This is a genomic window from Thiocapsa marina 5811, from assembly GCF_000223985.1.
GTDB lineage: Bacteria > Pseudomonadota > Gammaproteobacteria > Chromatiales > Chromatiaceae > Thiocapsa > Thiocapsa marina.
In genome coordinates this window covers 108568-133467 of record NZ_AFWV01000007.1, presented here as the reverse complement: position 1 = coordinate 133467, position 24900 = coordinate 108568, and the positions used below count along the sequence as shown (strand labels likewise).

Genomic DNA, 24900 nt, shown 5'->3' with positions numbered 1-24900 from the left:
TTTAGGCTCAATCGGCGGCAGCCGGGCAGAGCGCGCACAAGGCGCGGACGATCGCCGCATCCTCGGCACGCTCGGCGACCTCCACACGGGCGAACCCCAACCCTCGGGCCTTCTCGGCGGTGCGCTCCGCCACGACCACCAAGGGCGTGGCGAGCAAGGGAGCACGGCCCGCGGGGCCGAGCATCTCCATCAGATTCAGCATGATCTCGTCGCTGGTCACGGTGACCATGACCACGTCGTCGGTCCAACGCGAGAGCAGCGGTGCGGGATCGAATGCCGGGCGCAGACGACGGTAGACCTCGGCAAAAAGCACCTCGGCACCGCGGGCGCGGAGCGTATCGGCGAACAAGGCACGCCCGCCTTCGCCGCGGACGATCAGCACCCGGCGGCCGCGCATGTCGGCCAGCTCGGGCATCGCGAGCAGTGTCTCGCTGTCGAAGCGCTGCTCCGGGACCAGCTCCGGCGCACGCCCCGCGTCGGTCAACGCCTGTGCTGTCGCTCGCCCGACGGCAGCGACGGTCTCGACCCCCGGCCACGCACCGTCCGGCACCAAGGCGAGCGCCTGCTCGACCGCATTCGGGCTGACGAAATAGAGCATGTCCCATGACTGCGCCAGCAGTGCGGCCGCCTCGCCCGGATCGGCGACCGGCGCGATCTCGATGGTGGGCAGACGGATCGGGCGGCCGTGGGCCGCCTCGATCAGACGGCAGAGCCCATCCGCCTGGGCTGCGGGCCGGGTCACCAGGACGCCGCGCCCGCCGAGATCACAGGGGGCTGCCATTACGGCTCCTGGAGTGCACTCAGGATCTCGCCGGCGCCCTGCGCGAGCAGATCGTCGGCGACCCGCGTCCCGATCGCCTCCCAGTCCTCGCGCGGGCCCGTGGATTCGGCCCGGAGGATCCGTGATCCGTCCGGCGTCCCGACCAGCCCCTTAAGGACGAGTCGGTCGCCCTCGATCAGAGCGTGCCCGGCGATCGGGACCTGACAGCCACCGTGCAGACGCGCGTTCATCGCGCGCTCGGCGAGCACCCGGTCCGCGGTGTCGCGGTGATGCAGCGGCGCGATCAGATCATTGACGCGCGGGTCCGCGCTGCGACACTCGATCCCGATGGCGCCTTGGCCGATCGCCGGCAGACTGTCCTGCGGTGCGATCCGGCTGCGGATGCGCGACTCGAAGCCCAGGCGCATCAGACCGGCGGCGGCCAGGATGATGGCGTCGTACTCACCCGCGTCGAGCTTGGCGAGACGGGTGTTGACGTTGCCGCGCAGGGGCTCGATGCGCAGGTCGGGACGCCGGTCGGCGAGCTGACATTGGCGACGCAGGCTAGAGGTGCCGACACAGGCACCTTGCGGAAGATCATCGAGGCCCTCGTAGCGGTTCGACACGAAGGCATCGCGCGGGTCCTCGCGATCCATGATCACGGCCAGATGAAGGCCCTCCGGAAACTCCACGGGGACGTCCTTCATGGAGTGCACGGCAATGTCCGCCACGCCTTCCAACATCCCCTGCTCCAGCTCCTTCACGAAGAGCCCCTTTCCACCGACCTTCGCCAAGGGCGCATCGAGGATCTTGTCGCCCTTGGTGGTCATCCCGACGATCTGGATCTCGAGCCCCGGATGGAGCTTGGTCAACAGTGCGGAGACATGCTCGGCCTGCCACATGGCCAAGGGAGATTTACGGGTGGCGATACGCATGATGTTCGACATGGTGGATCCTAAAGGGGCTCTGGTTCGGAGCCAGGGTCTGAGACAGGGACGTACGATCACGCCCGCGCGGACGAGACCGTTGGACCACGTAGGCGGCGAAAGGGTGAGATTGTGGCACAGCCGACGCGGGGTTTCGAACCGGCTAAACTGCGTCTCGCAGCGACATGGCGACTCAAGCGACGTTTTCACGCCGCAGGCACCAGCGAACGACGCAGCGGATGCAGTTTAACGAATTGTTTCTATTATCCTAAACCGCATCCAGGCCGGAACCCGAGCGATCTGCAGGACGCCGCCGCAAGCCGAGCCATCCCGCCCCGCTCCGGACGCGGTTAAAGGAGGACTCGGAGGAACTGGGTTTGATCCGGCCTCCCCTGCGCATGCAGCCAGATCGGCCCGCGGCCGTAACCGGGATAGAGGGGGATGGCGATCAGCGCTGCGGAACGCGTGCCGAACCCGTCGGAGCGCTCGAACGTCATGGCGGCCTCGGGATCCACGTCGGGACCGGACCGATTCGATGCCAGCAGATCCCGCCAGGCCGTCCACTCGTCGGCGTCGGGATCCGGGGGCTGCGCCTCGGCGAACCTCGGATGATACGCTGCAATGCGCGGGTGGCCGGGATCGTCCAGCTCGCTCGCGCTCAACATGTGCAGACCGGCGGCGATCGGATGAACGCGGATGTCGCCGTCGCCTCCGTGACGCAGCCAATAGGCCGAGCGCGGATCCGCCACCACCAGATTGAAGGGGCGATAGGCGGCCGGATCGAGATCCGCCAACGCCCCGGCCGCCTCGGAGGCTTCGGCATGGTCGAGTGCCTCCAAGACCAGCTCGCCGCGACTGCGCTTGCCGGGCAAAGGTCCGAGCGTACCCTGACGGTTCATGACCGCGGCGACGAGGCCATGATCGTTGACCCCGAGCCAACTCCCGCCGGACTCCAGATCGAGTCCGCCACGCACCTCCGCGCGGTCCGGCCAGTGCCTTCCCGGCGCAAGACTCGGCCGGGTACGCATCTCGTCACGATTGGCCGCGATCAGCACCGGCCAGGCATGACCGGGACGCCTCAGAATGACGAAGGTACACATGAATTGAACCCCTCGAGCAGGAGATCGCCCTGCACTGCTCTGTCGTAATACACAATCGGGATCGTATCGAAAACGATCGGGGCGAGACGCGCTTCGGATCGAAGAGAAATCATTAAATTCTTACATTCGAATTCGGCTCGATCCGCGACGGCGGACGCGATTCAGATGCGATGATGCGCAGCGCGTCGATTCCGTCGGTTGCGACTCAACCCGGCCGCTCGCGCTGGACCTTCGCGACCTTGGTCGAGACTGTCTTGAGCAAGAGCGCGAACGCCTTGCGCTGGGTCAGTTGATTCGCGCTCCTCGGCTCGCCGATCATCTCCAAGCGCGCCTGAAAATAGGCGACGTCGGCCTCGAGCCGAGCCAGGCGGATCCGACGACGCTTGCGCTCGCTCAGCTCGGCCGCGGAAGATTGCGGTTCCATCTTTGAGTCCCGACCGCGTCGGCTAAGGACCGGGAGACGACACACCGCAAGATCGGCGATGATGCTTGCCCGATCCTTGCCACGCGACGACGGTCGCCCTGAACCCGCTTGCCAAGCGCTTCGGGACTTGTGTTATAAACATCGATTATCCATGTATAAAATCAACTCAGAGAAACAACAACGAGCATGAGCGCAATCCTCGAGCTGTTTCGCAGTTCCGGCGCCCTTTACGGCGGCAATGCAGCCTTTATTGAAGACCTCTATGAACGCTATTTAAAGGACCCGGAGAGCGTCGATTTAGCTTGGCGAGAACGCTTCCACATCATGCACCAGGAAGCGGCCAACGAGGTCGCGCACGGACCGGTACGCGAGAATTTCCTGCGGCTCGCTCAAGAGAGTCGTACGCGCGCACGCACGCGCTCGACCGAGCGGCTCGAGCCCGCCGCCGCGGAGAAGCAAGCCGCCGTGCTCTCACTCATCAACGGCTACCGCTATCGCGGACATCAGGTCGCCAACCTCGACCCGATCAAGCTTCGCGACACGCCCAAGATCGCAGATCTGGATCCGGCCTTCCACAATCTGGCCGCCGAGGACATGGACCAGGTCTTCCATACGGGCTCCTTGTACGCCCCCGACCGCATGCCGCTGCGCGACATCATCACGATGGTGGAGCAGATCTATTGCGGCACGGTCGGCTCCGAGTATATGCACATCACCGATACGCAGGAGAAACGCTGGATCCAAAAGCGCCTCGAGGGCTATCGCGCGATACCCGAGCTCGACACCGCCGACCGGCGCTGGCTCTTGACGCTCCTGACCGCCGCCGAGGGCTTCGAGAAGTATCTTCACCAACGCTATGTCGGTCAGAAGCGCTTCTCGCTCGAAGGCAGCGACGCCCTCATCCCGCTGCTGGACGAGCTGATCCAGCGCGCCGGCCGCAAGGGCCAGAAGGAGCTGGTCATCGGCATGGCCCACCGCGGGCGTCTCAGCGTGCTGACCAACATCTTCGGAAAACCGCCTCAGGATATCTTCGACGAGTTCGAGGGGCGGGTCCAGATGGATTGGCGTCAGATGGCCGGCGACGTGAAGTATCACATGGGCTTCGCGACCGACATCGACACCCCCGGCGGCATCGTCCATCTGGTGCTGGGCTTTAACCCGTCGCATCTCGAGATCATCAATCCGGTGATCGAGGGCTCGGTGCGCGCACGCCAGCGGCGCCGCCACGACCGCAGCGGCGATCAGGTCCTGCCCGTGCTCATCCACGGCGATGCGGCCTTTGCCGGCCAAGGCGTCGTCATGGAGACGCTCCAGCTCTCGCAGACGCGCAGCTATGCCACCGGCGGCACGGTCCACATCGTCATCAACAACCAGATCGGCTTTACGACCAGCAACCCGCTCGACACACGCTCCACGCTCTACTGCACCGATGTCGCCAAGATGGTGCAGGCGCCGGTCTTTCACGTGAACGGCGACGACCCGGAGTCCGTCATCTTCGTCACCCGCATGGCGCTGGATTTCCGCAACCAGTTCCACAAGGACGTCATCATCGACCTGGTCTGCTATCGGCGTCTCGGGCACAACGAGGCGGACGAGCCCGCGGTCACCCAGCCGATGATGTACAAGAAGATCCGCCGGCATCCGACCCCGCGTGCCGTCTATGCCGATCGCCTCGTCTCCGACGGTCTCGTCTCCAAAGATGAGGCCGACGCGATGGTTGCGGATTATCGCGACTCCATCGAGCAGGGTGTGGTGGTCGCGCGCCCGGTCCTGTGCGGGCTCGACCATGCCTACCGTGTCGACTGGGGCTTCTGCCGCTCCACGGCCTGGGATCAAAGCGTCGATACGGGCGTCCCTGTCGAGAAGCTCCGCGAGCTGAGCGATGCCATGCTGCGCGTGCCCGATGGCTTCGAGCTCCATCCACGGGTCGAGAAGCTGTGGGAGGAGCGGCGCAAGATGGCTCAAGGCGATCAGCTCCTGAACTGGGGCTTCGCCGAGAATCTGGCCTACGCAACCCTCCTCGACGCGGGTACGCCGGTGCGCCTGTCCGGACAGGATGCCGGCCGCGGGACCTTCTTCCATCGTCATGCCAAGATCCACGACCAAGTGACCGGCAACGCCTATACGCCGTTGCAGCACATCGGCGAGCATCAGGGCGCCTTCATCGCGATCGACTCGCTCCTCTCCGAAGAGGCGGTACTGGCCTACGAATACGGATTCGCGACCGCGGAGCCGAACGCGCTGACGCTTTGGGAGGCTCAGTTCGGGGACTTCGCCAACGGTGCCCAGGTGGTGATCGATCAATTCATCAGCTCGGCGGGAACCAAATGGGGGCTGTGCTGCGGGCTCGTGATGCTGCTTCCCCACGGACTCGAGGGCCAGGGCGCCGAGCATTCCTCCGCCCGTCTGGAGCGCTTCCTGCAGCTCTGCGCCGAGCACAACCTCCAAGTCTGCGTGCCGACCACGCCGGCACAGATGTATCATCTCCTGCGCCGTCAGATCGTCCGCGACTACCGCAAACCGCTCATCGTCATGACCCCGAAGAGCCTGCTGCGCCATCGCCTCGCGGTCTCGGCGCTCGACGAGCTGACCAGCGGTCATTTCCAGACGGTCATCCCGGAGATCGACCCGATCGACCCCGCCCAGACCGAGCGCGTGGTCTTCTGCTGCGGCAAGGTCTACTTCGATCTGCTCGAGGCGCGGCGTGCGCGTGGTCTGACGAATGTCGCCATCATCCGCATCGAACAGCTTTATCCCTTTCCCAAGGACTACTTCGACCGCGCGCTCGAGCCCTACGCCGCGACCGAGGAGATCGTCTGGTGCCAGGAGGAGCCTCAAAACCAAGGCGCTTGGGACCAGATCAAACACCGCTTCCATAACCTGATGCAGGACGGGAAACGGCCTTATTATGTCGGCCGCCCATCCTCCGCCGCACCGGCCGTCGGCCACCGTGCCGCGCATGTCGAGCAGCAGGAGCGGTTGATCGACGAGGCACTGACCGGGCATTTCAACCCCAGCATGAATAAAAGGATCCCGCCACAATGAGCAGCGAAGTCCGCGTCCCCGCCCTTCCCGAGTCGGTTGCCGACGCCACCGTCGCAACCTGGCACAAACGCCCGGGCGATCCGGTCAAGCGCGAAGAGAATCTGGTCGATCTGGAAACCGACAAGGTCGTGCTCGAGGTCCCCTCTCCGATCGACGGCATCCTCGGGGAGATCATGGCCAACGAGGGCGATGTCGTTCAATCCGATGCCGTTCTGGGGTTCATCGAGGCGAGCGCTGCCGGGGCGACGCCGCCGGCGCGGGAGCCATCGCCGCCGCGCGCCGAGCCAGCACCGGCCAAAGCCGCCGCGCCGAGCCCCGCTGCGAAGGCTGTACCCGCCGGCCAGGAGCCGCAAGTGGCACCCGCCGCCCGCCGCCTGCTGAAGGAGCTGAATCTCGACCCCGGCGCGATTGCGGGCACGGGGCGCGAGGGTCGTATCCACAAGGCCGATGTCATCGCCTATCTCGACGAGCGCGAGCAGGCCGCTCAGGGGAAAGATCCCGAGCTGCCCTCCGCGGCGCCTGCACCCAGCCCGAGCCTCACCGGCGAGGCCGGCCGCCCCGAGCAGCGTGTGCCCATGACGCGCCTGCGTGCCCGCGTCGCCGAGCGTCTGGTCCAGGCTCAGCAGAACGCGGCCATGTTGACTACCTTCAACGAGGTCGATCTCCAGGCCGTCCTCGCGCTGCGCAGCCGTTACAAAGACCAGTTCGAGAAGACCCACGGGGTACGGCTCGGCTTCATGTCCTTCTTCGTGAAGGCCGCGGTGGAGGCCCTGCAACGCTTCCCGGTGATCAACGCATCGGTGGACGGGGACGACATCATCTACCACGGCTACTACGACATCGGCATCGCGGTCAGCTCCCCGCGCGGTCTGGTCGTGCCGATCCTGCGCAACTGCGATCAGCTCAGCATGGCCGACGTCGAGCAGGGCATCGTCGCCTTCGGAGAAAAGGCGCAGAACGGAAACCTCAGCTACGAGGAGCTCACGGGCGGCACCTTCTCGATCACCAACGGCGGGGTCTTCGGCTCGCTGCTCTCCACGCCCATCCTCAACCCGCCGCAAAGCGCCATCCTGGGGATGCACAAGATCCAGGAGCGTCCGATCGCCGATAACGGCGAGATCAAGATCGCACCCATGATGTATCTGGCCCTGACCTACGACCACCGGATCATCGACGGACGCGAGGCGGTGCAGTTCCTCGTCTCCATCAAGGAGACCCTGGAGGATCCGGCGCGGTTGCTGCTGAGGATCTAAACCGAAACAGCCTGCTGACCGAGCTATGCCGCCCTGCAAGCTCGTAGCGCCGACGCGGCGCTACTCGCCCCAACGGGCCATCAGACGATGCGGAACGCCCAGGTGATCCAGAATCCGGGCGACCATGAAATCGACGATCTGCTCGACGCGCGTCGGCTTGAAGTAGAACCCCGGATTGGCCGGCATGATGACCGCACCGGCGCGCGCAAGACGCAGCATGTTTTCGAGATGGATGGCCGTGAAGGGCGTCTCGCGGATCACCAGGATCAGCTTGCGCGACTCCTTCATGGTCACATCCGCCGCGCGGTCGATCAGCGAGGTCGAGACACCCGCGGCGATGCTCGCGAGCGTGCCCGTGGTGCAGGGACAGATGACCATGGCGTCGGGCGGGTTGCTGCCGCTCGCGACCGGTGCCGTCCACTGCTGGCGACCGAAGACACGCAGCTGTCCCGGTGGCGCCTTGAAGTAATCCAGGAAGAAGGCCTCCGCCTCGGCGGGCCGGGCCGGCACCTCCAGATCGGCTTCCATCTTCAGCACGACCTGCCCGGCTTGGGAGATCAGCAGATAGACCCGCATCCCGGCGGCGAGCAGACACTCGACCAGACGCAGCCCGTATTGGGACCCGGAGGCCCCGGTCACGGCGACCGTGATCGTCTTTGGCCAGTCTCGAAGCGGCTCGGACATGCGCGATCCCTCTTCCCTAGCGCGCCTGCGCCAGACCGTCCAGGAGCTTCTGGTGGATCCCGCCGAAGCCGCCGTTGCTCATGACCAAGACCTGATCGCCCTCACGGCACTCGGCCACTACAGCAGCGGCAAGCGCATCGAGATCCGCATGCACCGCCGCACGCTGCGCAAGCCCCGCGAAGACGGCCTCGGCATCCCACCCCAGATCGGCAGGCGCGAAGACAAACACCCGATCGGCCGCATCGAGCGAGGCGGCGAGCTCGCGATTGTGCACACCCAGACGCATGGTGTTGGAGCGTGGCTCGAGCACCGCGAGGATGCGCTGCTCGCCGACACGACGACGCAAGCCTCCCAGCGTGGTCTCGATCGCCGTCGGGTGATGGGCGAAGTCGTCATAGACACGCACGCCCGCGATCTCGCCGCGCAGCTCCATGCGACGCTTCACCCCCTTGAACCGACCCAAAGCGGCGATCCCGGCGGCGACCGGGACACCCGCGTGCCGGGCCGCGGCCAAGACGGCGAGCGCGTTGTGCACGTTGTGCAGTCCGGTTTGCCCCCAGTCGACCTCGCCCAGCGGGTGCTCATCGAGCATCACCTCAAAGCGGGATCCGTCCGGGACGAGCAGCCGAGCGGTCCACCGCCCCGCTTCGCCGAAGGACTCGCGCGGGGTCCAACAGCCCATCGCCAGCACCTGATCGAGCGCCGGCTCGGCGCCCGGATGGAGGATCAGACCGCGACCCGGGACGGTGCGTACCAGATGATGAAACTGGCGCTGGATCTGGCCGAGGTCGTCGAAGATGTCGGCGTGGTCGAACTCCAGGTTGTTGAGAATCAGGGTACTGGGGCGATAGTGGACGAACTTGGAGCGCTTATCGAAGAAGGCGGTGTCGTACTCGTCCGCCTCGACCACGAAAAAGGGTGCGGAGCCCAGCCGCGCGGACAGCCCGAAATCCAGCGGCACGCCGCCGATCAGGAAGCCGGGCGCGAGACCGGCGTCCTCCAGGACCCAGGCGAGCATGCTCGCGGTGGTGGTCTTGCCGTGCGTACCGGCCACCGCCAGCACCCAGCGATCGGTCAACAGATTCTCGCGCAGCCACTCCGGGCCCGAGCAATAGCGCAGACCGCGATCCAGCATGGCCTCGACGGCAGGGATGCCCCGCTTCATGGCGTTGCCGACGACCACCACATCCGGCGCCGGCTCGAGGTGGCTCGGATCATAGTCTTCCATCAAGCCGATACCGGCCGCCTCGAGCTGGGTGCTCATCGGCGGATAGACGTTGGCGTCCGAGCCCGTGACCCGGTGACCGAGCGCGCGCGCCAGCAAGGCGATGCCGCCCATGAAGGTACCGCAGATGCCCAGGATATGCAGATGCATGCGTATTGGAGCTCCTCAGGCGCCGCCGAAGGCGATGCCCATCAACAGGACCACGCCGACCTTAAAGGCCACGGCGATCGCCGCGCCCTGACCGAGCGAGATCTGAAAGGTGTGGCGCAGGATGTGACCGGTCACCACCACGCTCCACACGAAAACCACCAGAAGCAGGAGCGCGCCGAGTGCGGCCAGATCGGTCTCTTGCGAGCCGGTCGGGTTGAAGCTGAGCGGAATCAGGGCGATCGCACCGATCACGACACCGCTGCCGAGAAGTGCCGTTGCAGACTGCATGAAGCGCGCATCCAGGCGCATGAGGCGCAAGGCGACAAAGAGTGCGCCGAGCGTCGTCGCAAGCTCGAACAGGGTCTGCGCAAGGCTCGCGCCGATCGACAGATGGGCGACGAGGCCGATCATCACACCGACGAAGAGACTCGCGACCGCCACGACGGCGAGAAGGATCTCGGAGGCGGGGAGATCCTGCGGGTTTCTGCGCAATGCACACAGCTCAACGAAAAATAAGATCAACGCCTGCACGGTCACATCCTTCGGCGAAACCTGACTCAATCATACCCGCCCGAGTCGCTGCTGCGGCAACCTTCGTCGCGATCAAGCCTCGCGGGCCCCGGCGGACACGCGGCGAATAAAGCCCGCACCGAGCAACACCATCACCGTCGCGAGTCCGATCGTCGGGACATTGCCGAACCGCACATAGGGTGTTGCGCCCGCATAGGGTCGCACCCGGGCTGCGAAGTCCCCGCGCACGAACGCCGGAACCGTCCCGAGCACCCGTCCGCGCTGATCGATGATCGCCGAGATCCCGGTGTTGGTGGCACGCAGAAGATAGCGCGCGTTTTCGAGCGCCCGCATCCGCGCCATCTCGAGATGCTGATGGGGCGCCAGCGAATCGCCGAACCAGGCGTCGTTGCTGACGTTGATCAGGAATTCGGCTTCCGGCAACGCCTGCGAAACCTCCGTCGGGAAGGCGTCCTCGTAGCAGATGGAGACACCCGCCACTCGATCGCCCACCGCGAGCAAGGGACGCTCGGCGCTCCCGCGGCTGAAGTCGGACATGGGGACCTCGAAGAGATCCACCAACGGTCCGAGCCACGCCTTGAATGGCATGAACTCGCCGAATGGCACCAGATGGCGCTTGGCGTAGAGATCCTCCCGGCTGCCCACACTCAACAAGGCGTTGAAGTGGCGCCCGGTGTCCGACTCCATCACCGGGATGCCGAGGACGATCTCGGTTCCCTCCTCCCGTGCACGCGCGGCCATAGGCTCGATCAGAACCTCGCGGACATGATGCAGAAAATCGGGGATTGCGGTTTCGGGCCAAACCACCAGATCCGCATCCAGATTCCGCTCGGTCAGGTCCCAGTAGATCTCCATGGTCGAGACGAGCAGATCCGGATCCCACTTCATCGCCTGCGGGATACTCGCTTGCACCACCGCGGCACGAAAGCTCGGCCCGGACGGTGCCCCCCAGGACACCTCCTTCAGGAGCATGCCCCCGCCCCAGATCAGAACCAGCGCGGCGGCAGCCGCGACGCGCCCCGGCCCTGACCCGCGCCCGGACCAGGGCAAGAGCACCCAAAGCAAACCCGCCGAGAGCAGGATCAGCAGACCGACGCCGTAGACGCCGAGGATCGGGGCAAAACCGCCGAGCGGTCCGTCGATCTGGGAATAGCCCAAGCTCAGCCAGGGAAACCCGGTAAACAACCAGCCACGCAGCCACTCGACCAGGAGATAGAGGCCGGGGAACAGCAGGACCGGGACCGCCCGGGCCGAGCCCCGATCCAGGCGCCGAACCAGCCAACCCACGAGCCCGAAAAAGAGCGCCATCGTCGCGACGAAGACCCCGGTCAGCAGATGGGCGACCCAGGTGTCCATATTGCCGAACTCGTTCAAGCTGATCCGGATCCAGAAGACGCCGAAGCCCATCAGACCGACGCCGAAGAGCCAACCCCTGAAAAAACCGAGCCGAGGCGAGGCGCCGTTCAGCGCGGCCAAGAATCCTAGAAGTCCGATCAGGACAAACCAATACCAGCCGAAGGGGGCAAATCCGAGCACCAGGAGGGCACCGCTCGCGCAGGCAAGCAAGGATCGCAAATGGGGGACGAGACGTGGCGAGGGCGAGACCATCGAGGGACCAGTGGATTAGGGAAACGCGCGGCGGTTCTAACAGTCGCGGCTATCCTGGTCAACACGCAGCGGCTCTGACGGTGCACCCGGCGCGTGGCGGGAACGCGCCTCGGAAGCTCTCGCCCGCGGCGAGGGCTGACCCGCCGGGGGAAACGGAATTGCGGACGGTCGCAAGCACCTCCTCGACACGGCTTTCAAATTCCCGGCGATTCACCAGTCCCGTCAGCGCATCGTGGGGTCGCCGCCCGGGGCAAACGCTGCGCCACGCCGCGCGCGACCGTCACGCCGTGAAACACCGGCACGCCTCCGAGCACCCGGGCGTGCCGGTCACGACTGGTCCGTCTGATCACGGCTAATCGTAGTGATCGTCCTTCCACTGCCGCAACGCCTTGAAGACCTCGCGCGGCGAGCCGAGCGGGCGTCCCGCGGCACGCTCGGCGGCCCGGACGACCTCCGGCACGCGGGTGCGCAGGAAGGGGTTGGTCGCCAGCTCGAGCTCCAGACGCGACGGAACCGTGGGCAGATCCATCTCCCGTCGTCTGCGGTCGGAATCCATCCGCGCGCTCAAGGTCGGGCTGCCGGGCTCGACCCAGTCGGCAAAACCGAGATTGGCGAGCGTGTATTCGTGCGCGCAGTAGACGAGGGTCTCGGGCGGCAGCGCGGCGATGCGATCCAAGGAATCCGAGAGCTGCTCGAAGGTGCCGTCGAAGACGCGCCCGCAGCCGCCGGCAAACAGCGTATCGCCGCAGAACAGGCTGCCGGCGCCCAGGTAGGCGATGTGTGCGGAGGTGTGACCGGGCACCTCCATCACTCTAAAATCGATGCTCAGGCCCTGCGGGCGCACGACCGCACCCTCGCCCGTCGGATCGGTCAGGTCGCGGATTCGCCGATCGACGGGGCCATAGATGCGCACCTCGGGAAAGACCGAGCGCAGCTCGCTCAATCCGCCGATATGATCGCCGTGGTGGTGGGTGACCAGGATGGCGGTGAGGATGCGATCCTCGGCGCGTAGACGATCGAGAACCGGATCGGCATCGCCCGGGTCCACGACCACGGCTGTTCCCGGCGTCTCGGTCAGCAGCCAGATGTAATTGTCCTCGAAGGCAGGGATGGGGCGGATCTCGAGCATGGACGGCTCCGGGGATTCGATCGTCTAGAGGGCTGCGCCGAGCACCATCGTGCTCGGCGTCTCGGTGCGAGGACTCAGCGAGTGGCGATCTTCGCGAGGCGACGCGCACGGCGGTCTCGGCAACCCGCCTATGATCCCACGAACCGGGTCCGGGCGCGCCTGAACAGGTGTCGACCGGGAGTGCGGATCTAGACCGCGCCAGTCCAACAAACGACGCATACCCCACCGGGCGCGGTTTAGGATAACCGGATAATTGTTGATGTTGCGCAAGGATATCCGGACGTTACAGTTGGGGTTCGGACGCGCGGCTCGATGCGGACGCGGCGACGTCCCGGACTCACCCATCCGTTTCCGGCGAGGACTGCTTATGAGCTCGCACCCATTGACGCATCACGAGATCTTCACCCTGGTCGAGCCCTTCACGCGGCGCTCGCGGCATGTCGATCTCGCCGCGAGCGACCGTCTCGAGCGACGCCTCCTCTTCAAGCCGTTCGATCACGGCGAGGACGCAGCAGAGCTGAGCGGCGTGCGCGAGACCCTGCTGCTCGAGAACCCCAAACCCGACCGATTCCGGCTCACCCGCACCCTTCGCCGTCCCGATGGCTTGGAGGCGGATCTGGTTGTCGAAGGCAGCAACCCCGTCGACCTTCTCGATCACCTCGAGTCGGTTGATCCAAGGCGTCATTTCCGCGAGAAACGCACCTACCGAATCGCCCGAAGCTACCGTTTGGAATCCAGCACGGGAGGGGCCGTCGACGCCGTGTCACCAACCCGTCTGATCCTGACGCGCGGGGCGGCGCAGGTCGAGGGTCTGACCCTGACGATGAAGGCGCAAACCGGGCGCGGCATGCCGGCCGAGCTTGAGCTGCATGCCGAGGACGGCGATACGATCGCGTTGCCCGAAGACATGCTGGCGGTGATCGGATGGGATTGGCGTCGTCTGAATCGTCTCAAGGCCTGTTGGAAGAGTACCTTGCGCTTGCGCGGGAAGGAGCCCGACCGCAGCCGCGACGCCGAGGTGAAGCTGACCCGGACCGTCGAGCATCTGGCCGAGACGCTCCGCGAGCCCCCGGCACGCTACCATGAGCGACTGGTTGCGGCACGTTGGAATGTCGTTTTTCGGCGCGCGCTTCCCTTGCTGATCGGTCTGGGTCTGATCTTCGGCGCACCCGCGATCCAGTTTCTGGAGCTCTCGGACGAATCCCTGATCCGCATGCTGATCTTCCACTCCCCGCCCCTGCTCATGGTCCTCTTCTTCTCGATGAAGGAAATGCCGCGCATCGAGATCCCGCCCTTCCCGAAACCTTTGAGCGCATCCGCATGGCGAGACGTGCCGTCGAGCCCGCCCGGCGAGATGCCGAAGACATCGACGCAGGACGCATGACGGCGCCCTTCACCGACCAACTGACTTACAATCACGAGCCACCTCATACGGGTGCGTGTCTAACGGGACGCGGTTTAACTTTGGGAGATCAGCAGTCACGATGCTCGGCAATCCGATGAACATTCCCCCCGTCTCGATCGCCGCAGCCAAGGCCGCGCTGGTGGAGCAGTATTCCGATCCGACCCTGCGCCGGCGCGCATCCATGCTCTGGGGAACCCGGGGTGTCGGCAAGTCCTCGATCGTGCGACAGGTGGCCGACCACTTCGGGGTCCCCTTGGTGGATCTGCGCCTGACCACGATCGAGCCGGTCGATATCCGCGGCGCCATCTATGCCGACGACGCCCTGGCCAAGACGGTCTGGTTCCCGCCCGAGTTCCTGCCCTCGCCCGACCAGCCGGACGGCATCCTCTTTCTCGACGAGCTCACGGCTGCGGATCAGCGCCTTCAGATCTCGGCCTACTCGCTGATCCTCGACCGTCGGGTCGGTCACTATCGGTTGCCCGACGGCTGGCAGGTGGTGGCCGCGGGCAACGCCAGCTTCCACGGCGCGGTCTGTCACGATATGGGCACGGCCCTCGCCGATCGTATGTTTCATTTCAACGTGCAGACCGTGATCGATTCCTTCCTGGCGCATGCGTTGGCCATGGATTTCGCGCCCGAGGTGATGGCCTATCTCAAGGTCCGTCCGGACAAGCTCGACGACACCCAGTCGCAGCTTGCCAACGACCACCTGATCGGCGCCAGTCCGCGCGGGTGGGAGGACATCTCCAACGTCCTGAAGTCCAACCTCTCCGAGAACGCAAAACGGGTCTTCGTGCAGGGACGCATCGGGGCCGCCAACGCGGCGGAGTTCTTCGGAGTGCTGCGCGAGATCCAGGCCGGCACCGACGTGATGCAGCTCTTGGCGAGCCGGCCGGGTCCGGAAACCGCCGCCCTGCTTCCCCGGACCCTCGACGGGCTCTACGGCATGATCTACGGCCTGCTGGCCGCCAGCACCGACGCCGACACCATGGCGCGAGCGCTCGAGATCGTCGAGCAGTTTCCGGACATCCGAAGCGAGGTGGCACTGCCGATTCGAGAGTCACAGACACTCGCGATGGAGCTTCTGATGCAGAAGGCGTTGGAGGTCGGGTTGGAGGCGACGGTTTTGGACAGCGCAAGCTACCGGCATTATCTGGAGGAGCGTCGGAGCGAGGGGTGAGTGGAGAGCGGTGAAGGGTGAAGGGTGAAGGGTGAGTTGAATCCTGATGAGCTTAAAGAGAGAAATTGAGCCGCAAAGAAGACAAGGCACGCAAAGGCGTTCAATGAATTGCCTCAATGGCGCTATTCACTCAAGGGGTGAACGTTGTTCGCATTGCAGTTCTTTGTTTTCCCTCGCGTCCTTTGCGCCTTTGCGGTTCCGAATGCCGGATTTAGGATGAATGATCTTTTCAGGCACCGCGGGACGCGCGCGATTCAGCAGATGGTGGAATTCGCGCCGTCCACCGGCGGGCTGGCGCTCTGGGTCAAGCATCGCGATTTGCCGCCCGAGATCGATCCGGGTCCGGTTGCGACCGACGGGGACACCGTCTACTACGGCGCTTCGTTCGAGCGGCTTTCGCTGCACGCGCAGGTCGGTCTCGTCGCGCACGAGGTGCTGCATATCGCATTGCGGCATCCGCAGCGCTATCTGGATCTGCAACAGCTCCTGGGCGATGTCGATCTCGAGCTGTTCAACATCTGTGCGGACGCTATCGTCAACAGCGCCTTGAGTCACTTGAGCTGGCTTGAGCTGCCGGTCTCGTCGGTGTTTCTGGAGACGCTTCTGCTCGCCACGCTCGGTATCGATGTCGGTGTCGACAAGGCCCTGCTCGAATGGGACGTCGAGCGCCTCTATCGCGCCATCGACGACCGCAGGGCAGCAGACAATGGCCGATCCCGAATGACCCGCCGGCGTCGCCGCGGCGGCATCGGCGACAGCCAACCGGGTGCGGAGGGCCGCGCGTCGCGGGAGGAGATCGACGCGTCGTCCCAAGCCGAAGTCCGCGAGGACGGCCCGATGTCCGCGCGCGTCAGGTCACTCGGCGCCGAGACCCACGCCGACCTCTTCCCGCAACCCGATGCACGGAAGCAACCCGAATCGGAGGCGGAGCAGGCGCGCGAGTGGAGCGAGCGCATCCTGCGCGCGCATGCCGGAGACGGTGCGCATTCCATGCTGCGCGCCCTGATCGCCGATCTGCCCAAGATCCGCACGCCTTGGGAGCAGATCCTGCGCACCCAGCTGGCACGCGGTCTCTCGACCCGACCCAATCTCTCCTGGTCCAGACCGGCCCGATCCTACATCGCGAATCAGGGTCGGCTCGGGTCGGGGAGACGCCTGCCGTGGGAACCGGGCATCAGCGCGGCGAAGTCAGTGCCGCGACTGGTGGTGATCGTCGACGTGTCGGGATCGGTCGAGGACGACCTGATGGAACGCTTCGCCGGCGAGATCGAAGCGATCACGCGACGCTTGGAGGCCGCACTGGTCCTCGTAATCGGCGACTGTCGGGTGCAACGGGTCGCGCATTTCAAGCCCGGACGATCGGATCTGCGAGACATCGAGTTCAACGGCGGCGGCGGGACCGACTTCACGCCCCTGCTCGAAGAGGCCGACAAGTACGGACCGGATATCGGCGTGGTCCTGACGGACCTGGACGGTCCCGCTCGATTTCGCCCGGGCTGGCCGGTGATCTGGGCCGTACCCGAGTCCTGCGCGACACCGGATCAGCCGTTCGGCCGCAAGCTGCTGTTGAGTTGAATGTCGGTCTCGGCGGACGCGATGATCCGATCATCGCGCGCGAATGCGCACAACGAAAAAGGCCAGGCTGACGCCTGGCCTTCCATATGCCGGTGAGCCGGAGGCTCACCGGCAGTCAAGCAAAGGATCTTACTTGACTTGGGGCTGAGCCGGAGCGACGGGCGCCATCGGGGCGGCCGGCGCTGCGTAGGGGTAGGCGTAAGGGTAGCCGCCACCGTAGTAAGGCGCGCCATAGCCGTAGTAGGGGTTGTTGTAGCCGTAGCCGTTGCCGTAGCCGCGACCCAGACCGCGGCCGTAACCACGACCGCTGCCGCCGCCGCTCATGCCGAAGTTGAAGTCGCCGTAGCCGTCGCCGAACATGTCGCCCATGGCATCGCCGAGACCGGAGCCGTAGCCCGGGCCGTACCCGCCGGCACCCGGACCCCACCAAGCGGACGCGGAAGCGGAAGCACCGAGGAGGGCGGCGATGGCGGCAGCAGTAGCAAGCTTGTTCATTCTATTCTCCGAATCGATTTTATGTTGTTGGCAGCAAGCATGGAGTCCGTCTCGGCCTCCACTGACGAGCAGTATATTAGAAATATCTAAATTAGCAAGCGCTAATTTATGTTCGGATTGCGGTTTGTCGAGCGTCTCACTCTGGCCGCGGTTTAGATGCGGTAGGCTCCCGTGCGCTCTCGGACGATGCCGGGCCGGCGCGCCACAAACGCCAACGCAGACCGGGCTGGGTCGCGATCCCGACGACGGCATCGCGGATCCGCCCCGAAGGATCGACGACGAAGGTAGCCGGCACACCGACGACGCCCCACCGATGCGCAATCTGCCCGGTCGGGTCGGCGATGACCGGGAAAGCGTGCCCCGTCTCCGCCATGTAGCGGCGCAGCTCCTGCGGACCACCTGATTGCATCGCGACGGTCACCACGGCGTAATCCTCGGCGATCGCGGCAACGGCACCGTCCATCAGGCCGCAGACCGGGCACCAGCTCGCCCAGAAGTGCACCAGCACCGGCCGTCCGGCAAGCGCGGCGAGATCGAACGCCTGTCCATCCAGGGTGACACCGACGAGCGGCGGCGCCGTGCCGGTGACCAAGGGTCGCGCCTTCCACCATTGAACGGCGCCGACAATCGCCAGGATCAGCGCGATGTTGACGACCCACTCGCGCACGTGTTTGGCGCGCCGAGCGGAGACGCTCGGGGTCCGATCACCGGACATGCGCCGGACCTTCGAAGATGTCCGCAAACCGGGGTTCGGGGTCGAGGTCCGCGAGCCCCGCGATGCGCAGGACGTCCGCCGGACCCTGCATGTCTCGGCGAATCCCGCAGATCGGCGGTCGGCCCGCCCAGATCTGAACCGAGCACATGGGGCCGGATAAGGGCCGGAAGATCTCCGCACCCATCGGCGGCAATCCCAGCAGACCGAGTGTGGCGGCATCCAACACGCCGCCGGTTTTACGCAGACCATTGCGCCATTGGAAGGCGTCGAGCGCGGCGAGCGTCGCGGTGTCGACCTTGCCCGCGAACGGCATCGTCTTGTAGGACACGCGCTTCTTCTTTTTCTTGTCGCGCCAAACGGATTTCCGTGTCGGCTGTTTCAGAAGCTCGCGCTCGGCCAAGGCCGTTTGCAGCTGAACCAGGTGCGGCGCAGCCAATCGCTGCAACCCGCTCGGCAGTGTCTTGATCCGACTCAGATCCGGCGCGTCGGCCAAGGACACCTGCTGGCCGACCTGCAGCGCGGCATAGCGCGCGATGCGCCGATCGTAGATCTCGAGCGCGACCCGCTCGGCCGGCATGAGCCGATGTCGATGCTGCGGATCGTCCGGCTCGGCCTTGCCGACCGCTTCTCTGAAGTCGCGCAGCGCCTCGTGTACCGCGGGATCGCCCGTATCGGTCCCCGAGACATTCGCGGGCAAGAATCCGAGGTGACGCAGTGCCGCGGCTGCACGCGGCGGCAGCGTCTCCGCCGGCAGGTCCTCACCTCGGTCCACCAGTGCGGCAAGGAGTGCCTTGTAGTGGCGGGTTTCGTCTCGATCGAGCGGCCCTGTCACCAACGCCGCGGGCACCGTCACGCGCCGGCGGGGCCCGTGACTGAAGGTTTCCGGCTCGACCGGTTTCGTCGGATCGAAGGCCCACTGCGGCATGTCGCCGCCGGTCAAAGCAAAGCCGACACCGTACTTGGCCCGCACCATCGACGGCTGGCTCTCGGCCCGTACGCGTCTAGCCAGATGATCCATGAACTCGCCCCAGGTATAGGGCTGCGTCTGCCCGCGTCCGTCGCGATAAAACATCCCGAGGTTGCCCGTGACCGTCGGCGAGTCGGCGGGCAGGCCCCACTGCGACGACACCGCCGGCAGCACGTTGAAGACAGACGCGGCGTCGGGCGCAGGTGCATAGGCCGCCGCCATGAGCGGGGGACTGGACACGGCGACATCGTCCGAGGGTCGGCGCGCGTAAATCATCACATCCGCAGCCTGCCGAGACCCGGACAACCGATCCGGCCGTCGCAGACCGAGCGGCTCCGAGCGCTCGCGGAGCGTGCCTCGGCTCAGGCCCGCGGCGCCCAACGGCGCGGATTCACGCTCGATATCCCCCCGCAGGTTCGCAATCTCGGTGCGCGATGCCGCGCCACCCGGAGCATCCCGCGGGGGCGCCGTCGGCACTTCGACGGGCCTCACGCACAGGGTATCGCGCGCCTCGCCGCGCGCCAGCGCCAGGATGCGTCGGCCCTCGCGGGCACCGAGAAAATGAAAGAGATAATCCTCCTCGGGCGTCGTCGCCCCCGAATCCAGACTCAGATAGTGCTTGGCAAAGGCAAGCACCGCGAAGTTGTGACGCAGCAGCCGCAGCTCCTCGTCCTTCGCATCGCGCACGCCCTCGATCGTGTCTCGGATCAGGCGACGCACCTTCGCATCGGAAAAAGGGCCGTTCCCCAAGTCCATGGGAGCGCGACCCGCCGCGGCCTCGGTCGCGCTCAGCAGCTCGGCGCCGTACCTTCTGATGATGTCGTGGAAGGTTGCGGGGATGAACTGCCACACGCCGGTCGCCGAGCCCAGCCGACCGTCGGCGATCGTGGGCCGAACATGATCGTTCCAGGTGTAGGCGCTTTCCATCTCTCCGGTGGCCAGCGCCTGCCCGAGGTTGGCCCCGGTGCGCTCGGCGACCTCGAGCAGAACGAGCATCTGTCGCGGGGAGATATCCTGTGTTCGGTCGTAGTCGCGCCACCGAGTCTCCGACCAGTCTCGATAGGCCGCAAGCATCAGCGCATGCGCACTGCCGTCCGCGGTGTAGACGGCATCGGTCACCGAGACGGGGCTCGACGACTCCTCGCCGAGCTCCGCGGTGGACGACCAGGAAGCTGCCGACAGCGATGTCAGAGCGCAAGCCGCGACCCCGACGAGATCGCGCATGAAGCCGGATCGTTTCATCGTGCTCATGTCCGATCGTCTCCTTGAAACCGCGTGCAGGGCGAGATGCTCACTTTCGAGTGAGCTCGACGTTTTATGCATCCACGGCGCGTAGCGGGAACGCGATTTAGAAGAAAAGAGAACAAACAACACCAAGACGCCGATCAAAAAAGCGTCCACCAAGCGACCCCAAGACCGCCCAGACCCGCACCGAGCAGCGGCAAGGTGACGCGCAGACCCAGCGCGCCGCCACCGACCGAGGCCGCAATGAGGCCCTTGACGAGGCTGTTCACGGCCGCGGCGATGATGATGCTCCAAACCGCAATGCCGACGCCAAGCTCGTCCCGACTCATACGCGCGACGGTGAGGGTGATGGCATCCACATCCGCGATACCCGAGACGGCGGCCAGCATCATGACACCGGTCGCTCCGATCCAGCTCTCGATGCCCCTCGCCAAGAGCATCACCAGGGCAAGCAGAAGTCCGAAGCCGACCGCGGATTTCAGCTCCAGCGGGTTATCGAGAAGCGCGTCCGCGTCGTCGCCGCCGCGCGGCTGAGTCAGCCAGTAGAAGGCCGCGAATCCGTAGGCGATCAGGGCCATTGCCGCGGCAGGCCAGATCAAGTGCGGCAGCAGTGGCGGATGGATCAGGCTCGACACCAGGAACATCCGGGGGAACATGGTCGCGCAGGCCACCAGGATGGCCGTGGCCAGCACGGGGGCCATCTCCCTGCGAGCACGTGCCAACCGCGAGAAATGCAGGGTCAGCGCGGTCGAGGATGCAAGACCACCGAAGAGTCCGGTGAACAAGGTTCCGCGCCGCGTCCCGACGAGCCTCATCGCGTAATAACCGACGAAGGAGATGCTCGCGATCAGCACCACCATCCACCAGATCTCACGAGGGTTGACGGCGTTCCATGGGCCGTAACCCTGATCCGGCAACACCGGCAACGCCACCACGGAGATGAGCAGCAGGATAAGACCGGCCTTGAGGTCCTTCTGCTCCATGGCATGAATCCAGCGATGGATCAGCGGCTTGGACCCCAGCAGCAGGGCCGTGACGACGGCTGCAGCCGCGGCGACGGCCAGCTCGCCGAGCACCGCGAGCGCCCCGAGCAGGAAGGTCATCAAGCCGGCGACCAGGCTGGTGATCCCGGCATCCTCGTCGCGCCTGTAGTCCAGGACGTGCGCAACCGTCAGGGCTCCTGCAAGCCCCGCGAAGATCACTCCCAAGGTCAACGCGCCTGAAGGTGCGCTCAATAGACCGGAAATCCCCCCGAGAAGCCCGATCAAGGCGTAGGTGCGAACGCCCGCGACGCGTCGCCCTTCCGCGGCGCCGCGCTCCTTCCAGCCGCGCTCGACGCCGATCAGAAGACCGATGGCCAAAGCGACAGCCAGCTCGATGAAGACCTGATGATCCTCGAACATCATGTGACCGCCTCGCCTTCGCTAGGCTTGCCCGGGGGCGACCATCAAAGACCAGACCCCGAGAGGTCCCCAGCCGTAACCGAGATCATGCACCGATCCGCGCCGAGGCGCCCGTGTCACACGCATAAGTGCCCTCCGATCACGGTGATGCCGGTCCCCCGAACCCGTCCACACTATTCGGACAGCTTAAACCGCGCCCGGCGCGGTATGCGAGGTTTTTGGATGGGATCGGCTCCGGCAAATTTGACGGCCGCTGGAGATGGTGCGGTTTAAGCGATTAAAAACGTTGTTATTTTAAACCGCGTCCCCGCCAAGGGCCGTGGATGCACCGAACGCCGAGCTCAACCGAACGTCAGCATCTCGCCCCGGACGCGGTTTAGCTCAAGGGGATCGGGGAGTTGCAGCGATCGCCGCGGTCTCGGTCACATCGACGAGCTCGCGCAGAAGCGTCGTCGCATAGGCGCCGGCCGGCAGGGAGAAGGTCAACCGCAATCCGCCGTCGACCCGTTGCGCGGCAAGATCGGCCACCGGCAGACGCAGAGACCGGCGCTCCTGCGCCAGACCGAAGGCGGCCAGCCCCTCGCACCAGGTCGGGAAGCGCATGCCGACCCCGTCTTCGAGCTGCCGGACCGATCCGCGCGCAGGCAGCTCGCCCTTGCCCCAGAGAGGCCCCGTCGGGTGCACATCCATGCCCTCGCAGCGCGCGCGCGTGGAGGCGTCGAGGGTCTCGGCGAGGAAATAGGAGTTGGATCCTGCGAGCTGGAGACAGTCCCCCTCGAGCGGACTGTCCCAGTCCCCGCGCTCGACCCGCTCGGCCAGGACCTCGTTGAAGATCTGAGAGCGTGCGGCGGAGAGCCAAAGACCGGACTGATGGCGGGGAACGCGACCGGCCGTCCCGGCGAAGAGGGCATGGGCACGGGCCAGATTGGAATGGTCGTGTCCGAAGCGCTGCTCGCCGAAGTAGTTGGGGATTCCGTGCGCGCGGATCCTCGCGAGCCGCTCGTCGAGCCCGGGCACGGTCTCGGGCTCGAGATCGCGTACCAGGATTCCGAAGTGATTTCCGACCAGGGCACCGCGCTTGAGCTTGCGCCGATGCGGATGCGCGTCCAGGACCTCGATGTGCTCCTCGAGGAGGATCGACCAATCCGGCATGCCCTCGCGCGGACGCGGGATCGAGAACCACTGGAGGGTCACGGCATGACGGTCCTTCAGGCCGGCATAGCCTACCGTGGACACCGGAACACCGGCGATGCGCGCCAGACGACGCGCCGCCCACTCCGTATTGGCGCCGGTCTTGCGAACCCGCAGCAGGAGATGATCGCCCTCACCGTCCGGGTCAAACCCGAGCTGCTCCTCGACCAGGAAGTCTTCGGGTCGCGCGCGCAAGCGTCCATGACCAAGCGGCGCGCCGTAGGCCCGGGGGAGTGCTTGGACCTGCGTCCAGGTCGGCAGCGACACCTCAGGTATCCGCCAAGAGGACGACGGCGCTCGCCGCGATACCCTCGCCCCTGCCCGTAAATCCCATCTGCTCGGTCGTCGTCGCCTTGACGTTGACGCGTGCCAGGTCGCAGCCCATGTCCGCGGCGAGGCGGGCACACATCTCCGGGATGTAGGCCGCCAGCTTGGGGCGCTGGGCGATGATGGTGAGATCGGCGTTGTGCACGCGCAGACCGCGCTCGGCAAGGCTCGCGATCACGCGCCGCAGCAGGATGCGGCTATCGATGCCGGCGTAGGCGGCGTCCGTATCCGGAAAGTGCCGACCGATGTCGCCGAGCCCGGCCGCGCCGAGCAGGGCATCGCAGAGTGCGTGAATGGCCACGTCGCCGTCGGAATGCGCGAGCAGGCCCTGATCGTGCGGGATCTCCAGGCCGCCGAGTACCAGCGGGCGTCCGGGACCGAAACGATGGGCGTCGACGCCCTGACCGATGAGCATGGTTAACAGCCTCCAGCCTCCGGCCTCCCGCCTCCTGCCTCCACCAGGTGCACGCTCGCGCAACGGTGGCCGGAGGCTGGAGGCCGGAGGCTGGAGGCTCTCGAGAGTTTGGATTAGCCCAGCCGCCCCTGCTGTTGCAGGTAGAAGCGGGCGAGCGGGAGATCCTCGGCGCGCGTGATCTTGATGTTGTCGGCATGGCCCTCGATCAGGCGCGGGGCTTGACCGATACGCTCCATGGCCGAGGCGTCGTCCGTAACCAGATCATTGGCGGCCAGGGCGTCGGTCAGTGCGGCACGCAATCGTCCGAGACGGAACATCTGGGGTGTAAAGGCGTGCCAGAGCGCGGCGCGATCCACCGTTGCGCCGATGCGATCGCCCGGCTCGGCCCGTTTCATGGTGTCGCGCACCGGGATGCCGAGCAGGCCGCCGACCTCGTCCTCGATCAGCGCCTCGATCAGCCGATCGAGATCAGCCGGGCGCAAACAGGGGCGCGCCGCATCATGCACCAACACCCAATCCTCGGCATGGGCGTGGGTACCCAGTGCATCGAGTGCATTCAGGACCGAATGGCAACGCTCGGCACCGCCGTGCGCGCGGACGACCTTAGGATGATCGGCATAGGCCGTCGCCCCCCAGTAGCGATCGGTCGGGTCGAGCGCGACCACGACGCCCCGGATCCGCACGTCGGCCACGAAGAGATCCAACGCATGATCGATCACCGCGCGACCGGCGAGATCCAGATATTGCTTCGGCGTCGTACTGCCCATGCGCCGCCCCACACCCGCGGCGGGAAGCACCGCCCACAAGGCCGGTGAAGGGCTCATCGTTTCACCTCCGGAGGCGTCGTCTGCTGTGCCTTACGCTCGATCACCTGGATGAAGATCTCGCCCGGCTTGATCATCCCCAGATCGCGGCGCGCGCGCTCCTCCAAGGCCTCGACCCCTTCGCGCAGGTCCATCACCTCGGCCTGGAGCTCCTGATTGCGCGCACGCAGACGGATCAGCTCCTCTTCCTGAGCCGCGATCTCGCTCTTGAGCCCATGCACCTCGGCCAAACTCCCCTCGCCGACCCACAGCCGAAACTGCAAGCCGGCCAGCAGGAGGATCAGCACGAGGATCAGAAGGCGCATCGAAGGTGTCTTCAGTTT

The 24900-nt window shown here is 65.8% G+C and carries 22 protein-coding genes; 5 read left to right on the top strand and 17 right to left on the bottom strand.

The window, feature by feature from the left end; genetic code table 11:
• Positions 1 to 7 precede the first annotated feature (7 nt).
• The 4 genes from THIMADRAFT_RS11500 to THIMADRAFT_RS11485 all read right to left on the bottom strand — a co-directional run bounded on the left by THIMADRAFT_RS11500 (position 8) and on the right by THIMADRAFT_RS11485 (position 3210).
• Entirely contained in the window at positions 8 to 781 is a 774-nt protein-coding gene (locus THIMADRAFT_RS11500) for a uroporphyrinogen-III synthase (protein WP_007193207.1), read from the bottom strand.
• The gene (gene hemC / locus THIMADRAFT_RS11495) at positions 781 to 1707 is read right to left on the bottom strand and encodes a hydroxymethylbilane synthase (RefSeq protein ID WP_007193206.1); all 927 of its coding nucleotides are present in this window, start codon (positions 1705 to 1707) and stop codon (positions 781 to 783) included. Before hemC ends, THIMADRAFT_RS11500 begins: the two co-directional genes overlap by 1 nt.
• A 329-nt stretch (positions 1708 to 2036) precedes the next feature.
• Positions 2037 to 2786, bottom strand: a complete 750-nt coding sequence (locus THIMADRAFT_RS11490; protein ID WP_007193205.1) for an NRDE family protein — start codon at positions 2784 to 2786, stop codon at positions 2037 to 2039.
• A 205-nt stretch (positions 2787 to 2991) separates the two neighbouring features.
• The gene (locus THIMADRAFT_RS11485) at positions 2992 to 3210 is read right to left on the bottom strand and encodes a hypothetical protein (RefSeq protein ID WP_007193204.1); all 219 of its coding nucleotides are present in this window, start codon (positions 3208 to 3210) and stop codon (positions 2992 to 2994) included.
• Between the two features lie 186 nt (positions 3211 to 3396).
• Here THIMADRAFT_RS11485 and THIMADRAFT_RS11480 point away from each other — a divergent pair, with 186 nt between their 5' ends.
• Positions 3397 to 6255 carry a 2-oxoglutarate dehydrogenase E1 component gene (locus THIMADRAFT_RS11480; protein WP_007193203.1) on the top strand — a complete coding sequence of 953 codons (2859 nt, stop codon included), beginning with the start codon at positions 3397 to 3399 and terminating at the stop codon, positions 6253 to 6255.
• Positions 6252 to 7508, top strand: coding sequence for a 2-oxoglutarate dehydrogenase complex dihydrolipoyllysine-residue succinyltransferase (gene odhB, locus THIMADRAFT_RS11475; RefSeq protein WP_007193202.1), 1257 nt, complete (start codon positions 6252 to 6254; stop codon positions 7506 to 7508). The genes THIMADRAFT_RS11480 and odhB overlap by 4 nt, the downstream gene beginning before the upstream one ends.
• Positions 7509 to 7568: 60 nt before the next feature.
• Here the strand turns inward: odhB and THIMADRAFT_RS11470 are convergent, their stop codons facing one another.
• The 5 genes from THIMADRAFT_RS11470 to gloB form a co-directional block, all read right to left on the bottom strand.
• Positions 7569 to 8192 carry a flavin prenyltransferase UbiX gene (locus tag THIMADRAFT_RS11470; RefSeq protein WP_007193201.1) on the bottom strand — a complete coding sequence of 208 codons (624 nt, stop codon included), beginning with the start codon at positions 8190 to 8192 and terminating at the stop codon, positions 7569 to 7571.
• A 16-nt stretch (positions 8193 to 8208) separates the two neighbouring features.
• Positions 8209 to 9567 carry a UDP-N-acetylmuramate:L-alanyl-gamma-D-glutamyl-meso-diaminopimelate ligase gene (mpl, locus tag THIMADRAFT_RS11465; RefSeq protein WP_007193200.1) on the bottom strand — a complete coding sequence of 453 codons (1359 nt, stop codon included), beginning with the start codon at positions 9565 to 9567 and terminating at the stop codon, positions 8209 to 8211.
• A 15-nt stretch (positions 9568 to 9582) separates the two neighbouring features.
• Positions 9583 to 10128 carry a hypothetical protein gene (locus THIMADRAFT_RS11460; RefSeq protein WP_233490240.1) on the bottom strand — a complete coding sequence of 182 codons (546 nt, stop codon included), beginning with the start codon at positions 10126 to 10128 and terminating at the stop codon, positions 9583 to 9585.
• A gap of 42 nt (positions 10129 to 10170) precedes the next feature.
• Entirely contained in the window at positions 10171 to 11706 is a 1536-nt protein-coding gene (gene lnt, locus THIMADRAFT_RS11455; RefSeq protein ID WP_007193198.1) for an apolipoprotein N-acyltransferase, read from the bottom strand.
• Positions 11707 to 12058: 352 nt separating this feature from the next.
• Positions 12059 to 12835, bottom strand: a complete 777-nt coding sequence (gene gloB, locus THIMADRAFT_RS11450; RefSeq protein ID WP_007193197.1) for a hydroxyacylglutathione hydrolase — start codon at positions 12833 to 12835, stop codon at positions 12059 to 12061.
• A gap of 367 nt (positions 12836 to 13202) precedes the next feature.
• Here gloB and THIMADRAFT_RS11445 point away from each other — a divergent pair, with 367 nt between their 5' ends.
• From THIMADRAFT_RS11445 to THIMADRAFT_RS11435, 3 genes are all read left to right on the top strand, one after another.
• Entirely contained in the window at positions 13203 to 14219 is a 1017-nt protein-coding gene (locus THIMADRAFT_RS11445; protein ID WP_007193196.1) for a hypothetical protein, read from the top strand.
• Positions 14220 to 14334: 115 nt separating this feature from the next.
• On the top strand, positions 14335 to 15420 hold the full coding sequence (locus tag THIMADRAFT_RS11440; protein ID WP_199484234.1) for an AAA family ATPase: 1086 nt from the start codon (positions 14335 to 14337) through the stop codon (positions 15418 to 15420).
• A gap of 216 nt (positions 15421 to 15636) precedes the next feature.
• On the top strand, positions 15637 to 16995 hold the full coding sequence (locus tag THIMADRAFT_RS11435) for a vWA domain-containing protein (RefSeq protein ID WP_007193194.1): 1359 nt from the start codon (positions 15637 to 15639) through the stop codon (positions 16993 to 16995).
• A gap of 129 nt (positions 16996 to 17124) precedes the next feature.
• Here THIMADRAFT_RS11435 and THIMADRAFT_RS11430 read toward each other — a convergent pair whose 3' ends face one another.
• The 8 genes from THIMADRAFT_RS11430 to ftsB form a co-directional block, all read right to left on the bottom strand.
• Positions 17125 to 17490, bottom strand: coding sequence for a sulfur globule family protein (locus THIMADRAFT_RS11430; RefSeq protein WP_007193193.1), 366 nt, complete (start codon positions 17488 to 17490; stop codon positions 17125 to 17127).
• 136 nt (positions 17491 to 17626) lie between these two features.
• A complete protein-coding gene (locus THIMADRAFT_RS11425) occupies positions 17627 to 18205 on the bottom strand; it encodes a protein disulfide oxidoreductase (RefSeq protein WP_007193192.1) in 579 nt (192 codons plus the stop codon).
• Positions 18195 to 20423, bottom strand: coding sequence for a peptidoglycan-binding protein (locus tag THIMADRAFT_RS11420; protein ID WP_007193191.1), 2229 nt, complete (start codon positions 20421 to 20423; stop codon positions 18195 to 18197). The genes THIMADRAFT_RS11425 and THIMADRAFT_RS11420 overlap by 11 nt, the downstream gene beginning before the upstream one ends.
• A gap of 134 nt (positions 20424 to 20557) precedes the next feature.
• Positions 20558 to 21823 carry an MgtC/SapB family protein gene (locus THIMADRAFT_RS11415; RefSeq protein ID WP_007193190.1) on the bottom strand — a complete coding sequence of 422 codons (1266 nt, stop codon included), beginning with the start codon at positions 21821 to 21823 and terminating at the stop codon, positions 20558 to 20560.
• Positions 21824 to 22201: 378 nt separating this feature from the next.
• Positions 22202 to 23278, bottom strand: coding sequence for a tRNA pseudouridine(13) synthase TruD (truD, locus tag THIMADRAFT_RS11410; RefSeq protein ID WP_007193189.1), 1077 nt, complete (start codon positions 23276 to 23278; stop codon positions 22202 to 22204).
• A gap of 1 nt (position 23279) precedes the next feature.
• On the bottom strand, positions 23280 to 23753 hold the full coding sequence (ispF, locus tag THIMADRAFT_RS11405; protein ID WP_007193188.1) for a 2-C-methyl-D-erythritol 2,4-cyclodiphosphate synthase: 474 nt from the start codon (positions 23751 to 23753) through the stop codon (positions 23280 to 23282).
• A 113-nt stretch (positions 23754 to 23866) separates the two neighbouring features.
• The gene (gene ispD / locus THIMADRAFT_RS11400) at positions 23867 to 24577 is read right to left on the bottom strand and encodes a 2-C-methyl-D-erythritol 4-phosphate cytidylyltransferase (RefSeq protein ID WP_007193187.1); all 711 of its coding nucleotides are present in this window, start codon (positions 24575 to 24577) and stop codon (positions 23867 to 23869) included.
• The gene (gene ftsB / locus THIMADRAFT_RS11395; protein WP_040731094.1) at positions 24574 to 24882 is read right to left on the bottom strand and encodes a cell division protein FtsB; all 309 of its coding nucleotides are present in this window, start codon (positions 24880 to 24882) and stop codon (positions 24574 to 24576) included. The genes ispD and ftsB overlap by 4 nt, the downstream gene beginning before the upstream one ends.
• Positions 24883 to 24900: the final 18 nt, after the last annotated feature.